Source organism: Ferriphaselus sp. R-1, from assembly GCF_000746095.1.
GTDB lineage: Bacteria > Pseudomonadota > Gammaproteobacteria > Burkholderiales > Gallionellaceae > Ferriphaselus.
Window position 1 is genome coordinate 39,307 of record NZ_JQKP01000004.1, and the last position, 15,847, is coordinate 55,153.

Sequence of the window (15,847 nt, forward strand, 5' to 3'; positions counted from 1 at the left end):
CGCTTTCTCTCAATTTCTCGCGCCGCACCGGACGCTTGTGAGAAATCCCCGGCTCCGCTCATACGCTTACTCGTAAAGAGTCGTCAAAGTCATGGTCTGGTTGTGCAACTGGCACTGCAAAATATCACTGAACGGTGCCAGCTCACCATAAGAATAGAAGCCGGTGATGGCGGTGTTTTCGCCCAACGTCTCGCGCACAATCTCCAACTCGTCCTCGGTCAACTGCCCCAGCACCAAACGACGGCCAACGCAACTCACCACCAGACAGACACCGGTCGCATCGGCTTGATCGGCCTGCGCGGCCTCGGCTGCCATACCGGCGTTGTCTATCAGACTGTCCAGATTGGTGCGCATCAGCTTGCACAGATAACCCTGCGGCACATCACCGGCGAAGGTCAAGCTCTGCGCCGCCTCGTCCACCGCCAGCAAGGTGCGGATCAGCGCCCGGTCGGCCTTGGACTCCTGAACGCTCAAGGGAAAGCGCAGGCCCGAGCCCGGCAACCCGGCCGCCTGGTCACCCAGATATTTCTTGTACAAGGTAAGTGCCGGTTCGCCATCGATTTCATACACCACATTGCCGACCGATTTGGTCACCACACGCTCTGCACCGAATTCCTGCCAGCCCGCAAAGCAGCCGCTGCGCACCCGCAAATCGCCGTACAGCCCCAGCGCAGCAATCCGCCCTTGCGTGGCAGGCGCATCGGCCATCACCCAGGTCGCACCGAAGCGCGTTCCGTCGCCAGCCAATCCACCAGTGACCGCGACACTGGCAGAATTCAGCCCCTTGGCCAGCTCGCTGCCATTCACCTGCAAACCATCGGAAATCACAAAGGCATGACGCAGATCGTCCGCCTTGAGCTGGGCGATCAGTGTCGCACCGACGGCACGCACGTCGCCGCCTGCGGGAAAATCCGACACGACCAGCTCAACGCGGCCACGCTCCAGCTTGACCGCCGTCGCCACCACATCGCCATCGGAGATCTCGGTGCCCAGCACGCTGCCGGAAGAGGAACAGCCAACGATGTGCGCCGATGGAAAGCGGTCGCGCAACTGGGCATAACAAGCTTCGGTCTGGAAAAAGGGATGGTCCGCGAAAACGAACACCACGTTCGCCTCCGCCAGCACCTCGCCCTGCCAACCATTTGAATCCGTCCAGCGTAGTTGTCCGTATTGCATCGCGCGCTCCCTTAGTTTGATTAGCCCTGACCCGCAAGGTTACACCCCTGCATTGAATCGTCTTATCGGCGAGGAAACCGCAATGCTTAGCCAAGAAAAAGGGCGGCTCTCGCCGCCCTTTACTGGGATTGCCGCTCAATCAACGAGCGGCGCGCAGCGCCTCGATGCGCTCGTCCAGCGGCGGGTGGGTCATGAACAGGCGCGAGAAGCCGCCGCCGCCCGAGATTCCGGAGGCCGCCATCTGCTGCGGCAGCGCGGTCTGCTCGTGGTTGGCCTTGAGGCGCTCCAGCGCGGCGATCATCTTCTGACGACCGGCCAGGGAGGCACCGCCTGCATCGGCACGGAACTCACGCTGGCGCGAGAACCACATCACGATGATGCTGGCCAGCACGCCCAGCACCAGTTGCGCCACGATCTCGGCCACAAACGCGCCGATGCCGGGGCCGCGATTCTCTTCGTCCTTGCCGCGCAGCAGAGAATCGATGAACAGGCCGAACAGCTTGGAGAAGAACACCACGAAGGTGTTCACCACGCCCTGGATCAGGGTCAGCGTGACCATATCGCCGTTGGCGACGTGGCTGACTTCGTGCGCCAGCACAGCCTCAGCCTCGTCCTTGCTCATGCTGTTGAGCAGGCCGGTGCTGACCGCGACCAGGGCGTTGTTCTTGTTCCAGCCGGTGGCGAAGGCATTCACATCCGGTGCGTCGTAGATCGCCACTTCCGGCATGCCGATACCGGCGGCCTGCGCCTGACGGCGCACAGTCTCGACCAGCCAGCGCTCGGTCGGGTCGAACGGGTCGGTGATGACCTGCGCGCCCACCGACTGCTTGGCCATCCACTTGGACATGAACAGGGAAATGATCGAGCCGGAGAAGCCGATCACGCCGGACATCACCAGCAACGCGCCAAAGTTGATGCCACCACGCTCGACGTAATGATCCACGCCCAGCAGGCGCAAGGTGATATTGATGACGAACAGTACCGCCAGGTTGGTCAGGATAAACAAGAAGATCCGTTTCATTGCTTACTTCTCCGAGTTACAAATGGTTGGGGCGCAGTCTAACACTTCGTGCGCGGGGCTGGAGATGGGGCACATCTGGCCGATTTCAAGTCCCGCTGCCGATACGTCCGGGCTGTCCTTGGTCCACCGCCCGACGAAAAAGTTGCACATCCAGTGTCGGGTACGAGCGACGATGCCAGGCCGGGCGAACCGACCGGCCTCCCCTCAGTCCAGCCGCCCGCCCAACAAATTCGCCGGTACCGCCTCGTGCATACGCTGCGGCGTGGCCAGGTTGAGGTTGTCCATGATGTCGCAGAACTCCTGCTCGGTTTTGCCGGCGATGCGCAGGTTCAGCACTTTCTCCTCGCCGATGCTGCTCACCCGCCGTCCCTTATAGTCATGCCCCGGATAGACCAGTGTCTCGTCGGGCAGGATGAACAGTTTTTGCGTGATACTGCGATACATCTTCACCGAACTGCCGCGCTGAAAGTCGGTACGTCCACAGGCGTTGATCATCAGCGTGTCGCCGGTGAACAGGCGGTCCCGCCACAGGTAACACAAGCTGCCCGGGGTGTGTCCCGGTGTCGCGATCACCCGCAAGGATTCCCCCCCGAAAGCCAGCACCTCACCATCCACCAGTTGGCGGTCGTAGCCCTCGGCTCCGCAACTGGCCGCGATCACCGTCGTCGCACCGGTGCTACGTCTCAACGCATCGGCACCGGTGATGTGATCCGCATGGATGTGCGTATCCAGCGCCCAGGCCAGACGCAGTCCGAGCTGATCGAGCAGGCCGAGATAATGACCGACCTGTTCCAGTACCGGGTCGATGATGACGGCGGTACCGAGATCATCGGCCAGCAGGTAGGTCAGGGTGGATGAAGGCGGATCGAACGATTGCCTGAAGATCATTTGCGGGTCCTTTCTGTCGATGGGTGGCGATGGAACCCGGATTGGAACATCCCGGCCTGCTATCGTTCAACCGATTTCACAGCAGACCGCGCTCGGCGAACGACAGGCAGGCGTTCCCCGCCACGATGAAGTGATCCAGCACACGCACGTCCACCAGCGTCAGCGCCTGCCTCAGGGCATCGGTCAGCAACTGGTCGGACTGACTGGGTTCCGACACCCCGCTGGGATGGTTGTGGGCGAAGATGGTCGCCGCCGCGTTGTGGTACAGCGCCCGCTTCACCACCTCGCGCGGGTAGACGCTGGTCTGCGTCAGCGTGCCGTGGAACAACTCTTCCACTGCGATGACGCGGTGCTGCGCATCGAGGAACAGCACCAGGAACACCTCCTGCCCGCGTCCGCCCAGCAGCAAACGCAGATAGTCACGCACCGCCGCCGGCGAGTTCAGCGCATCGCCGCTGACCATCTCCTCGCGCAACGCCCGCCGCGACATCTCCAGCACCGCCTGTAGCTGTACGAACTTGGCCTGGCCCATGCCGTGCAGCGCGCAGAACTCGGCTTCCGTCGCGGCGAACATCCGCGTCAACGAGCCGAAGCGTTGCAGCAGCTCGCGCGCCAGATCCACTGCGCTCTTGCCCACCACTCCGGTGCGCAGGAAGATCGCCAGCAACTCGGCATCGGACAGCGCCGCCGCCCCGCGTTCCAGCAGCTTTTCGCGCGGGCGCTCGCCCGCAGGCCAATCCACGATACTCATGCCACGCTCCCCGAACGATACGGCGGCAACGCTAGCATGGCACAGGCGCGACCTGTATATGCCGCAAGGCTAGACCTCCGCCGAGCGTGGCTTAGCTCACGGCGACAGCGGCGACTCACGCTCGCTGCCCGGAGCCGAGGGTTTCTTGCTAAGATGCGCGCCCATGGAAACTGCAAATCCCAAGCGCATCCTGCTCGGCGTGACCGGCGGCATCGCAGCCTACAAGGCGGCGGAATTGGTGCGGACGCTGATCAAGCAGGGATTCGTGGTGCAGGTGGCGATGACGCAGGCGGCGACGCAGTTCATCACGCCAACCACGCTGCAGGCCTTGTCCGGACATCCGGTATTGATCAATCAATGGGATGCGGCAGATAGCGGCATGGCGCACATCGCCTCCGGGCGCGCGGCGGATGCCATCGTGATCGCCCCGGCCACGGCGGATTTCATCGCCAAGCTGGCGCACGGCTTGGCCGACGATCTGCTCTCGGCCTTGTGCCTGGCGCGCGACTGCCCGCTGCTGGTCGCCCCGGCCATGAACGTTCAGATGTGGAGCAATCCCGCCACCCAACGCAACATCGCCCAGCTCGCCGCCGATGGCGTGCCCCTGCTCGGCCCGGCCAGTGGCGACATGGCCTGCGGCGAGACCGGCATGGGGCGGATGCTGGAGGTGACAGAACTGGCGGACGGGATCGTCGCCCACTTTCAGCGCAAACTGCTGGCGGGTGTGAATCTGCTGATGACGGCGGGGCCGACTTACGAGGCGATAGACGCGGTGCGCGGCATCACTAACCGCAGCTCCGGCAAGATGGGTTACGCCATCGCACAGGCGGCGCACGCGATGGGCGCGCAGGTCACCCTGGTCTCCGGCCCGGTGGCGCTGCCCGCCCCTGCGGGCGTGGAGCGGGTCTCGGTCAACTCGGCGCTGGAGATGGCCGACGCGGTGAACCGCCGCGCCGCCCGCGCCGACATCTTCATCGGCGTGGCGGCGGTGGCGGACTACCGTCCGTCCGCGCCCAGCGCGCAGAAGATCAAGAAGTCCGACGCTGCGCTGACCGTCGAGCTCGTCCCTAACCCCGACATCATCGCCAGCCTAGCCTCGCTGCCGAACGCGCCGTTCTGCGTAGGCTTCGCGGCCGAGAGCGAGAACCTGCACGAATACGCGCAAGCCAAGCGCCGCGCCAAACGGCTGCCGCTGCTGGCCGCCAATCTGGCGCAGACCGCCATCGGCGCGGACGACAACGAACTCATCCTGTTCGACGACGACGGCGAGCATCTGCTGCCGCGCGCCGACAAACCCGCTCTGGCGCGGGCGCTGCTGCGCCATGTCGCCCAACTCTACCGAAAGGGAAAACCAGCATGAAGAAAGTCGATGTCAAGATCCTCGATCACCGCCTGCACGAGCACCCGCCCGCCTACGCCACGCCCGGCTCTGCCGGCATCGACCTGCGCGCCTGCATCGACCACACCATGATCATCCAGCCGGGCCAGTGCGAACTCATCCCCAGCGGCATCGCCCTGCACCTGCATGACCCGCACCTGGCGGCGATGATCCTGCCGCGCTCGGGGCTGGGCCACAAGCACGGCATCGTGCTGGGCAACCTGGTCGGCCTGATCGACTCAGACTATCAGGGGCAGATCTTCGTGTCGCTGTGGAATCGCGGCCAGCATCCTTTCACCCTGATGCCGATGGAGCGCATGGCGCAACTGGTTATCGTGCCGGTGTTGCAGGTGCAGTTCAATCTGGTGGACGACTTCCCGGTGAGCCAGCGCGGCAGCGGTGGCTTCGGCAGCACCGGCAAGCACTAAGAACGTAGCAGGCAGAATGACTGAGGGGGCGCTAGCGCCCCCTCAGTCGTTTCCCACTGGACGAGAAGCTGGACTTACGCCGAGAACGACGAACCGCAGCCGCAGGTAGTGGTGGCGTTCGGGTTCTTGATGACGAACTGCGAACCTTCCAAACCTTCGGTGTAGTCGATCTCCGCGCCGACCAGATACTGGAAGCTCATCGGATCGATCAGCAGTTGCACGCCGTTCTTGCTCATCACGGTATCGTCTTCATTCGCGATCTCGTCGAACGTGAAACCGTACTGAAAGCCGGAACAGCCGCCGCCGGTGACGAACACGCGCAGCTTCAGGTCGGAGTTGCCCTCTTCGTCGATCAGTTGTTTGACCTTGTTGGCCGCGTTGTCGGTGAACAGCAGCGGATCTTGCATTTCGGTGACAGCATTCATGGTGGACTCCAATTCGTTAGCGATGCGGCATTATAGTTAGCTTGTACAGCGGCGCAACCCTTACGGCAGCAAGGGTACGACTTCCAGCGCGGTGGTCTCGGCCAGGCCGAACATCAGGTTAAGGTTATGCACGGCCTGACCGGCGGCCCCCTTGACCAGATTGTCGATCACCGACAACACCACCACGGTGTCGCCGCCCTGCGGACGGTGAACGGCGATACGGCAGGTGTTGGCCCCACGCACCGAGCGCGTCTCGGGGTGGCTGCCCGGCGGCAGCACGTCCACGAACGGCTCGCTGGCGTAGCGCTGCTCGAACAACGACTGGAGGTTGGCATCGGTCTTGATGCGCGCATACAGCGTGGCGTGGATGCCCCGTATCATCGGCGTCAGATGCGGCACGAAGGTCAGGCCGACCTCATTACCGGCAGCACGCGCCAAGCCCTGTTTGATCTCGGGCAGGTGACGGTGACCGGGTACGCCGTAAGCCTTGAAACTGTCGGCGGCTTCGGCCAGCAGCGTGCCGATCTCAGCTTTTCGGCCCGCGCCGGACACACCCGACTTGGCATCGGCGATCAGGCCGGAAGTGTCGATCAGGCCCGCCTCGATCAAAGGCAGGAAGCCCAGCTGTACGGCGGTCGGATAGCAGCCGGGATTGGCGATCAGCCGCGCGGCCTTGATCGCCTCGCGATTCACTTCCGGCAGACCGTACACCGCCTCCGCCACCAACTCCGGGCAGGCGTGAGTCATGCCGTACCACTTTTCCCAAGTCGGGATGTCCTTGATGCGGAAGTCGGCGGCCAAGTCGATCACGCGCACCCCAGCATCCACCAGTGCCCGCGCCTGCTGCATGGCGATGCCGTTGGGCGTGGCGAAGAACACCGCGTCGCACTGGTCCAGTTGCGCCTGATCGGGATGCGAAAAGCACAGATCGACGTAGCCGCGCAGGCTGGGGAACATCGCGTCCACCCGCGTACCGGCATCGGCACGCGACGTGATCGCCGTCAACTGAACCTGGGGATGCCGCGCCAGCAAACGCAGCAATTCGACTCCGGTGTAACCCGTGCCACCTACGATACCCACTTTGATCACAAGCGCCTCCTGAAAAATTTTGCGCGATGATAAATGAAAAAGCCGCCCGAAGGCGGCTTTCCTGTTCCCAGCGATTAACGCTTGGAGAACTGCTTCCTGCGACGTGCCTTGCGCAGACCGGTCTTCTTACGCTCGACTTCACGAGCATCGCGAGTGACCAGGCCAGCCTTGCTCAGCACGGGCTTCAACGTGGCATCGTAGTCGATCAGCGCACGGGTGATGCCGTGACGCACAGCACCTGCCTGGCCAGATTCGCCACCGCCGGATACGTTCACCAGAATGTCGAACTTGCCGATCAGATCGGTCAGTTCCAGCGGCTGACGCACGATCATGCGGCCAGTCTCGCGGGAGAAGAACACGTCCACCGGCTTGTCGTTGACGATGATGTCGCCCTTGCCAGCCTTGATGAACACGCGGGCAACCGCGCTCTTGCGACGGCCAGTGCCGTAATTGTAAGTAACGCTCATGGTTATGCCTTCAGCAGATCAGTAGGTTGCGGTTGTTGCGCCGAGTGCGGGTGGGTTGCACCACCGTACACCTTCAGCTTGCGCAGCATGGCGTAGCCCAGCGGACCCTTGGGCAGCATGCCCTTGACAGCCTTTTGCAGCACGCGCTGCGGATGACGCTGTTGCAGCTTGGTGAAATTGGTCTCGTAGATACCGCCAGGATAGCCGGTGTGACGGTAGTACATCTTGGCTTGCGCCTTGTTGCCGGTCACACGCAGCTTGTCGACGTTAACCACAACGACGAAGTCGCCGGTATCGACGTGAGGCGTGTAAATGGCCTTGTGCTTGCCGCGCAGACGAGCGGCGATCTGGCTGGCCAGACGGCCCAGCACTGCATCCTTGGCATCCACCAGAATCCAGTCGTGCTGGACTTCATGGGGCTTGGCGGAAAATGTTTTCATGGCTTTTCCTGAATCGAGTGAACTACGAAAGGCGCGCATTCTATTGAATGACTGTACCCGTGTCAAACAAAATCTCGGGGAAAATCAAGGTGACTTCGCTGCCCCGGCTTCCGCCATATCGGCCTCGACATAGCGCAGGAGGGTTTCCAGCAGAACCTCACGCGGGAAAGCGTTGTGATCGTTGAAGATCGGTCGCCAAAGGGGGGACTTGTTGCGATTGAACGGCAACACGAACGACCAGTGGTCTGCCTTGATATAGCCCAGCAACTGACTATCCGGAAGTATCTGATCGGAATAGATCATGTGGCTATCGTTGCGCGCATCGTATCTGGCCAGATGCTTGCTGAGTAACGACAGCGCCCAATGCTGATTCTCCGGCTTGTCGTACACACCAAGTGAGTAATAGCGGATGCCCTTGGGCAACGCCTGCCAATGGTCTGCCATCCACTGCATACGGACACGGCGCGAGATGCTCTCGATGGGCTTATCGTCCACCGGCTGACATGAGGGCCAGGGCAGTCTGGACAGCAACGTCTTGTACGGCCCGTCCAGCTCGTCGCCCAATGGGCTGCCATAGATCGCCCCGGTCGTCGTCACCAGGGCTTTCAGATTGGTTGGGACAGCATTCGCCTCGCCCAGTTGGCGCAATGCTTCCAGCGTGTCGGCGGCCCCCTTGGAATAGGCGACCACGACAATATCGTTGCCGGGATGATGCCGCACGCTGGTGCGTATTGCATCAGCAACGAGCCCCCCATTGTGCTTAGACGAAGCCCGCCCAGCGACCTTGACTACTTCCACCACAGGAAAATGCGGCTTCAAATAGTCGTAGTCTGCATCACTGGCGTGCTCCCCCTTGCCTGCGCCGAACGGATTCACCGTGCCGGACACGCACTCCCACAACACCCCGGAAACCAGAATGACGGTGAGATTCGAAGGCTGCGCCGAAGCGGCAGGCAGTTGCCATGCCCCAGGCAAGGCAGGCTCGTCACCCAGATCATGGAGAATGGCCTGGCAATCCCTTTCGTCCGGATATTGCCCGCGCCGCTGTTCGACCACGGTGCACAAGGCCTGACGGAATCGCGCCCGCGAGTCCACCACGGTTTTGTCCGCCGCCAGCTTGAATTCGACCGCTTCGGGCGCAACGACATTTGCCAACTTGGAACTTCCACATCCGACCATGAGCACCCCCATCAGCGCGATCACCGAACTCTTGCCAACGCTCCGAACCACCTCACAGATTCGCCCCATTTCAAGCCTCCGCCGTTGTGACCCCGTCAATCAAGGCGATGGGAGCGACGCTCTCCGCCCCCATTCTGCGCAATCAGGCCACGCAATCCACGTAGTATCGCTTCTCCCCGCCTTCGACCTCACCCACCAGACCGTGGATGTCGGTCTCGAAACCGGGGAAGCGTTTATTGAAATCGCGCGCGAACTTCAGGTAGTCCACGATGATGGTATTGAAGCGTTCGCCGGGGATCAGCAACGGGATGCCGGGCGGATACGGTGTCAGCAACACCGCCGTGATGCGGCCTTCCAGCTCGTCCACCGGCACGCGCTCGATCTCGTCGTGTGCCATGCGGGCGAAGGCATCCGACGGCTTCATCGCCGGCTGCATGTCCGACAGATACATCTCGGTGGTCATCTTGGCCACGTTGTTGGTCTTGTAGGCATCGTGGATCTGCTGGCACAGGTCGCGCAGGCCGACCCGTTCATACTGCGGCAGCTTGGCAGCGAACTCCGGCAGGATGCGCCAGATCGGCGCGTTCTTGTCGTAGTCGTCCTTGAACTGCTGCAACGCAGTCAGCAGCGTGTTCCAGCGGCCCTTGGTGATACCGATGGTGAACATGATGAAGAAAGAATACAGGCCGCACTTCTCCACGATCACGCCGTGCTCGGCCAGATACTTGGTGACCATCGCCGCCGGGATGCCGGAATCGGCGAAGTCACCGTCCACGTCCAACCCTGGGGTGATGATGGTGGCCTTGATCGGATCCAGCATATTGAAGCCGGCGGCCAGTTTGCCGAAACCGTGCCACTTGTCCTTGGGATGCAGCATCCAGTCCTCGCGCGAACCGATGCCCTCTTCCGCGATGTTGTCCGGCCCCCACACCTTGAACCACCAGTCCTTGCCGAACTCGTCGTCCACCTTGCGCATGGCGCGGCGGAAATCCAGCGCTTCGGCGATGGATTCCTCCACCAGCGCGGTACCGCCGGGCGGCTCCATCATCGCCGCCGCCACGTCGCACGAGGCGATGATGGCGTATTGCGGCGAGGTCGAGGTATGCATCAAATACGCCTCGTTGAAGGTGTGCTCGTTGAGCTTGCGGGTCTCGGATTCGCGCACCAGGATCTGCGAGGCCTGGCTCAGTCCGGCCAGCAACTTGTGCGTGGACTGGGTGGCGAAGATCATGGACTCTGCCGCACGCGGACGGTCGCGCCCGATGGCGTGCATGTCCTTGTAGAAATCGTGGAAAGCGGCGTGCGGCAGCCAGGCCTCGTCGAAGTGCAGCGTGTCGATCTTGCCGTCCAGCATCTCTTTCAAGGTCTCGACGTTGTACACCACGCCGTCGTAGGTACTCTGGGTGATGGTCAGGATACGTGGCTTCTTGGTCTTGTCCTTGATGAACGGGTTCGCATCGATCTTGCGCTGGATACTCGCCAGCTCGAACTCCGATTGCGGGATCGGCCCGATGATGCCGAAGTTGTTGCGTGTTGGAGTCAGGAACACCGGCACCGCGCCCGTCATCATGATGGAATGCAAAATGGACTTGTGGCAGTTGCGGTCCACCACCACGATGTCGTCCGGTGCGACGGTCGAGTGCCACACGATCTTGTTCGAGGTCGAGGTGCCATTGGTGACGAAGAACAAATGATCGGAATTGAAGATGCGCGCGGCATTGCGCTCGGAAGCCGCCACCGGGCCGGTGTGGTCGAGCAGCTGGCCGAGTTCGTCCACCGCGTTGCACACGTCGGCGCGCAGCATGTTCTCGCCGAAGAACTGGTGGAACATCTGCCCCACCGGCGACTTCAGGAAGGCCACGCCGCCCGAGTGACCGGGACAATGCCAGGAATAGGAACCATCCTGCGCGTAGTGCAGCAGCGCGCGGAAGAACGGCGGTGCCAGCGAGTCCAGATACGCCTTGGCTTCGCGGATGATGTGGCGCGCCACGAACTCCGGCGTGTCCTCGTGCATGTGGATGAAGCCGTGCAGCTCGCGCAGGATGTTGTTCGGAATGTGGCGCGAGGTGCGTGTCTCGCCGTACAGATAGATCGGGATGTCGGCGTTCTTGAAACGGATCTCCTCAACGAAGGCGCGCAACGACTTTAGCGCCGAATCCGTCTCTTCGGCACTGCCTGCGCCGAACTCCTCGTCGTCGATGGACAGCAGAAAGGCCGACGCGCGGCTCTGCTGTTGTGCGAACGAGGTCAGGTCGCCATAGCTGGTCACGCCCAGCACTTCCATGCCTTCCTTTTCGATGGCATCGGCCAGCGCACGGATACCGAGGCCGCTGGCGTTCTCGGAACGAAAATCTTCGTCGATGATGACGATGGGAAACCTGAACTTCATGCTGCGCTCCTTAACATGATGGAACGTGTAAACGAACATTGTGGTGCCGAGCCCCGACGGGCAAGCTGAAGGTTCAGTGCAGACTCATGTCGACCGCAGGTCGATGTGATGTCGGGACTCAATCTGGACTTCATGGCAAGCTCCCGGAGGGGGTGTCAAAAGAGGCGCGGATTGTCGCAGATTGCGGGGGGCGGGGAAATACTTTATTCGCCGGGCGGATAAGGATTTTCCAGCGAGGCGACCAGTTCGCCCAGCACCGCACGGAACTGCTGCTCGTCGCAACCCATCAGCACCGCATCCTCCAAGGCATCCTGGCACACCTGGCGGATCTCCTCCAGGTTCTCGCGCAATACTTTGAGCTTCTCCACGCAGGCAATGCGCTCCCCCTTGGGGGAACACCAGATCATATGAGATGAGTCGTGCGGATTCATGCGGCGAATTGTAGCGGATTCACCGACCAGAGCAACGCATGTCTCGATATGGGGCGCGCGCAGTGCAGATGCGCCCTGTTCTGGTGCGGATCGCGCCAAGAAGCCTGCCGACAGACAGATAAGTCGCTGGCACGCGGCTTGCATCTTCCGCCTGTATGAAAAAAAGACAGTCCGAACCTTCCCTTCGTGTTTTGCTGGTCGATGAGACCTTTGAGCGCGCTGCCCTGCTCAAGCACGCCCTGCATGAAGCCGGCTGCCATCTGGCCGCCCATGTATCTGCCAGCGCCGACCTGCCCGGCCTGGTGAGCGAACTCAAACCCGATATAGTCATCCTGGATACGGACTCACCCGACCGCGACACGCTGGAGCATCTGTGCCTGATCAGCCGCGACCAGCCACGACCTATCGTATTGTTTACACACGATGAAGACAGCGAGAAGATCCGCGCCGCGATACGCGCCGGGGTCAGCGCCTACGTGGTCGACGGACTGAAGAGCGAGCGGCTGCGCCCCATCATGGAAGTGGCCATCGCCCGCTTCAACCAGTTCCAGACCATGCGGCAAGAACTTGAAAAAGCCGAGAACCAACTGGCGGAACGCAAGGAAGTCGATCGCGCAAAGGGCATCCTGATGAAACAGCGCGGCTGGAGCGAAGACGAGTCCTATCAGGCACTGCGCAAGATGGCCATGGACAAGGGGCTGAAACTGGCCGATGTGGCACGTCAGGTCATCACCGTGGCGGAGCTGATGGGATAGTTGGCACGGTGATTGCTTAGATAGCAGCAAGGACCCAACGGCGGGTCAGCTAGACAATTTTGTCCGGGCCACGGCGGCCCGGCGAGAACCAGGGACACAGGCGTCCATCTGCAAGAGCGAAATCTCTTGCGGATGGACGCTTTTTTGTTTGCTTATCGTTAACCAAGGAGAGATGCCATGAATGATGAAACCAACCACAGCCGGAGAGACTTTATGAAGAATGGAGCAGGATTGCTGGGCGGCGCGGCACTGATGGCAATGGTGCCGCCCGGAGTGCGCAGTGCGGCCTGGGCCGCTGGATCGGATGCGCCGGAACTAAAGGAGGTGAGAGTCGGCTTCATCCCGCTGACCGACTGCGCCTCGGTGGTCATCGCCTCGGTGATGAAGTTCGACGAGAAGTACGGCATCAAGATCATCCCGTCCAAGGAGGCCTCCTGGGCTGCCGTGCGCGACAAACTGACCAATGGCGAACTGGAAGCGGCGCATGTGTTGTACGGCCTGGTGTATGGCGTGCATCTGGGCATCGGCGGCCAGAAGAAAGACATGTCGGTGCTGATGACCCTCAACAACAACGGCCAGGCCATCACCCTGTCCAACCAGCTCAAGGAAAAGGGCGTGACCACCGGTGCCGCCCTGAAGAAGCTGGTGGATGCCGAGAAGCGCGACTACACCTTCGCCCAGACCTTCCCCACCGGCACCCACGCCATGTGGCTGTATTACTGGCTGGCCAGCCACGGCATCGACCCGATGAAGGACGTGAAGACCATCACGGTGCCGCCACCCCAGATGGTGGCCAATATGCGCGTCGGCAACATGGACGGTTTCTGCGTGGGCGAGCCGTGGAACAACCGCGCCATCTACGACAAGATCGGCTTCACCGCCGCCACAACGCAGGACATCTGGAAAGACCATCCCGAGAAGGTGCTGGGCTGTACCGCCGACTTCGCGCACAAATATCCCAACACTGCGCGCGCCCTGATCATGGCCGTGCTGGAAGCCTCCAAGTTCATCGACGACATGGCCAATCGCCGCAAGGTCGCCGAGATCATCGCCGACAAGTCGTATGTGAATTGTCCAGTGGAGGTGATCGACCAGCGTCTGGAAGGCAAGTACGAGGATGGCCTGGGCAAGAAGTGGGTCGATCCCAACTACATGAAGTTCTGCAACGATGGCGCGGTGAATTTCCCCTACCTGTCGGACGGCATGTGGTTCCTCACCCAGCACAAGCGCTGGGGTCTGCTGAAGGACGATCCGGACTATCTGGCCGTGGCCAAGAAGATCAACCAGATCGAGCTGTACAAGCAGGCCGCTACGCAAGTGAAGGTCGCCGTACCCAAGGACCCGATGCGTACCAGCAAGCTGATCGACGGTACGGTGTGGGACGGCAAGGACCCGAAGAAGTATGCCGCCAGCTTCAAGATCCACGCCTGAGGTGACCATGCAAAGCAAAGACATCAAAGCGTTCCTGGTGAGCTCCGTGCTGCCCCCGCTGCTGGGGGTGGCCTGCCTGATCGGGCTGTGGGGCTTGCTGGCCCAGACCAATGAAAGTCTGCCGGGGCCGCTCAAGACCTGGGATTCCGCCGTCGCCCTGTTCAGCGACCCGTTCTACCAGAAGTCGCCCAACGATCAGGGCATAGGCTGGAACATCCTCAACTCGCTGCAACGGGTCGCCACCGGCTTCGGCATGGCGGCGCTGGTCGGTATCCCGCTGGGTTTCCTGGTCGGACGCTTCGGCTTCCTCGACCGCATGAGCGCGCCCATCATCAGCCTGTTGCGCCCGGTCTCGCCGCTGGCTTGGCTGCCGATCGGCCTGCTGGTGTTCAAGGCGGCCAATCCCGCTGCGATCTGGGTGATCTTCATCTCCAGCATCTGGCCCATGATCATCAACACTGCGATGGGCGTGCGCCAGTTGCCGCAGGACTACCTCAACGTGGCGCGCGTGCTCAATCTGAGCGAGTGGAAGGTGTTCACCCGCATCCTGTTCCCCGCCACCCTGCCCTACATGCTGACCGGCGTGCGGCTGGCCATCGGCACCGCCTGGCTGGTGATCGTCGCGGCAGAGATGCTCACCGGCGGTGTCGGCATCGGCTTCTGGGTGTGGGACGAATGGAACAACCTGAACGTCGAGCACATCATCATCGCCATCTTCATCGTCGGCATCGTCGGCCTGCTGCTGGAACAGCTGCTGGTCTGGCTGGCCAAGCGATTCTCGTATTGATACCCAGGAGCGTCTCATGAATAGATTTGTACTGGTTGAAGACGCACACATGTCCTTCGACACCAAGCAGGGCGAGTTCATCGCCTTGCGCGACATCGACCTGGAGATCGCACGGGGTGAGTTCATCACCCTGATCGGCCACTCCGGCTGCGGCAAGTCCACCCTGCTCAACCTCATCGCGGGCTTGCTGCTGCCCAGTTCCGGCCACCTGTTCTGCGCCGAGCGCGAGATCGCCGGGCCGGGGCCGGAACGCGCCGTGGTGTTCCAGAACCACTCGCTGCTGCCCTGGATGACCTGCTTTGACAACATCTATCTGGGCGTGGAGCGGGTGTTCGGGGCCAACGAAGGACGCGAGCAGTTGCGGCAGCGCACGCTGGAGGCGCTGGAGCTGGTGCACCTGTCGCACGCCGAGAAGAAATTCCCGCACGAGATCTCCGGCGGCATGAAGCAGCGCGTCGGCATCGCCCGCGCGCTGGCGATGCAGCCCAAGGTGTTGCTGATGGACGAGCCCTTCGGCGCGCTCGACGCGCTGACTCGCGCCCACTTGCAGGACGAGCTGATGAAGATCGTCGCCGCGACCAAGAGCACCGTGGTGATGGTGACCCACGACGTGGACGAGGCCGTGCTGCTGTCCGACCGCATCGTGATGATGACCAACGGCCCGGCGGCGACCATAGGCGAGATCCTGGCGGTGGACCTGCCCAAGCCGCGCGACCGGCTGGCGCTGGCGAACGATGCCCAGTACCACCGCCTGCGCGGTGCCGTGCTGGAGTTCCTGTACCAGAAGCAGGCCAGGAAGGCGGCCTGATCCC

Annotated in this window: 17 protein-coding genes; 6 read left to right on the forward strand and 11 right to left on the reverse strand. The window is 62.0% G+C overall.

Going from position 1 to position 15,847, the window contains the following annotated elements; all coding sequences use genetic code 11:
• Window positions 1–66 precede the first annotated feature (66 nt).
• From DM08_RS05690 to radC, 4 genes are all read right to left on the reverse strand, one after another.
• Window positions 67–1,176 (reverse strand): FIST signal transduction protein, encoded by a 1,110-nt coding sequence (locus tag DM08_RS05690; protein WP_035383683.1) that lies wholly within the window; start codon window positions 1,174–1,176, stop codon window positions 67–69.
• 139 nt (window positions 1,177–1,315) lie between these two features.
• A complete protein-coding gene (gene htpX, locus DM08_RS05695; RefSeq protein WP_035383684.1) occupies window positions 1,316–2,197 on the reverse strand; it encodes a protease HtpX in 882 nt (293 codons plus the stop codon).
• Between the two features lie 204 nt (window positions 2,198–2,401).
• Window positions 2,402–3,085: an MBL fold metallo-hydrolase gene (locus DM08_RS05700; RefSeq protein ID WP_152555789.1), complete on the reverse strand. Its 684-nt coding sequence runs from the start codon at window positions 3,083–3,085 to the stop codon at window positions 2,402–2,404.
• Window positions 3,086–3,161: 76 nt separating this feature from the next.
• Entirely contained in the window at window positions 3,162–3,836 is a 675-nt protein-coding gene (gene radC, locus DM08_RS05705; RefSeq protein WP_035383685.1) for a RadC family protein, read from the reverse strand.
• A 163-nt stretch (window positions 3,837–3,999) separates the two neighbouring features.
• Between radC and coaBC the strand changes: the two genes are divergently transcribed.
• Both coaBC and dut read left to right on the forward strand, forming a co-directional pair.
• Entirely contained in the window at window positions 4,000–5,196 is a 1,197-nt protein-coding gene (coaBC, locus tag DM08_RS05710; protein WP_035383686.1) for a bifunctional phosphopantothenoylcysteine decarboxylase/phosphopantothenate--cysteine ligase CoaBC, read from the forward strand.
• Window positions 5,193–5,642, forward strand: a complete 450-nt coding sequence (gene dut, locus DM08_RS05715) for a dUTP diphosphatase (protein WP_035383687.1) — start codon at window positions 5,193–5,195, stop codon at window positions 5,640–5,642. The genes coaBC and dut overlap by 4 nt, the downstream gene beginning before the upstream one ends.
• A gap of 74 nt (window positions 5,643–5,716) precedes the next feature.
• On the opposite strand, the gene erpA is transcribed toward dut, so the two are convergent.
• From erpA to DM08_RS05750, 7 genes are all read right to left on the reverse strand, one after another.
• Window positions 5,717–6,067: an iron-sulfur cluster insertion protein ErpA gene (erpA, locus tag DM08_RS05720; RefSeq protein WP_035383688.1), complete on the reverse strand. Its 351-nt coding sequence runs from the start codon at window positions 6,065–6,067 to the stop codon at window positions 5,717–5,719.
• Window positions 6,068–6,127: 60 nt separating this feature from the next.
• Window positions 6,128–7,156 (reverse strand): N-acetyl-gamma-glutamyl-phosphate reductase, encoded by a 1,029-nt coding sequence (argC, locus tag DM08_RS05725; RefSeq protein ID WP_035383689.1) that lies wholly within the window; start codon window positions 7,154–7,156, stop codon window positions 6,128–6,130.
• 74 nt (window positions 7,157–7,230) lie between these two features.
• Window positions 7,231–7,623, reverse strand: a complete 393-nt coding sequence (gene rpsI / locus DM08_RS05730; RefSeq protein WP_035383690.1) for a 30S ribosomal protein S9 — start codon at window positions 7,621–7,623, stop codon at window positions 7,231–7,233.
• 2 nt (window positions 7,624–7,625) lie between these two features.
• Window positions 7,626–8,063 (reverse strand): 50S ribosomal protein L13, encoded by a 438-nt coding sequence (gene rplM, locus DM08_RS05735; RefSeq protein WP_035383691.1) that lies wholly within the window; start codon window positions 8,061–8,063, stop codon window positions 7,626–7,628.
• Between the two features lie 84 nt (window positions 8,064–8,147).
• Entirely contained in the window at window positions 8,148–9,218 is a 1,071-nt protein-coding gene (locus DM08_RS05740; RefSeq protein WP_152555790.1) for a hypothetical protein, read from the reverse strand.
• Between the two features lie 166 nt (window positions 9,219–9,384).
• Window positions 9,385–11,631: an arginine/lysine/ornithine decarboxylase gene (locus DM08_RS05745; protein WP_035383693.1), complete on the reverse strand. Its 2,247-nt coding sequence runs from the start codon at window positions 11,629–11,631 to the stop codon at window positions 9,385–9,387.
• Between the two features lie 203 nt (window positions 11,632–11,834).
• Window positions 11,835–12,038: a hypothetical protein gene (locus DM08_RS05750; protein WP_035383694.1), complete on the reverse strand. Its 204-nt coding sequence runs from the start codon at window positions 12,036–12,038 to the stop codon at window positions 11,835–11,837.
• Between the two features lie 179 nt (window positions 12,039–12,217).
• Here DM08_RS05750 and DM08_RS05755 point away from each other — a divergent pair, with 179 nt between their 5' ends.
• From DM08_RS05755 to DM08_RS05770, 4 genes are all read left to right on the forward strand, one after another.
• Window positions 12,218–12,817, forward strand: a complete 600-nt coding sequence (locus tag DM08_RS05755) for an ANTAR domain-containing response regulator (protein ID WP_035383695.1) — start codon at window positions 12,218–12,220, stop codon at window positions 12,815–12,817.
• Window positions 12,818–12,994: 177 nt separating this feature from the next.
• A complete protein-coding gene (locus DM08_RS05760; RefSeq protein ID WP_035383696.1) occupies window positions 12,995–14,248 on the forward strand; it encodes a CmpA/NrtA family ABC transporter substrate-binding protein in 1,254 nt (417 codons plus the stop codon).
• A 7-nt stretch (window positions 14,249–14,255) separates the two neighbouring features.
• Window positions 14,256–15,035, forward strand: coding sequence for a nitrate ABC transporter permease (ntrB, locus tag DM08_RS05765; protein ID WP_237560232.1), 780 nt, complete (start codon window positions 14,256–14,258; stop codon window positions 15,033–15,035).
• A 16-nt stretch (window positions 15,036–15,051) separates the two neighbouring features.
• Window positions 15,052–15,843 (forward strand): ABC transporter ATP-binding protein, encoded by a 792-nt coding sequence (locus tag DM08_RS05770; protein ID WP_035383698.1) that lies wholly within the window; start codon window positions 15,052–15,054, stop codon window positions 15,841–15,843.
• Window positions 15,844–15,847: the final 4 nt, after the last annotated feature.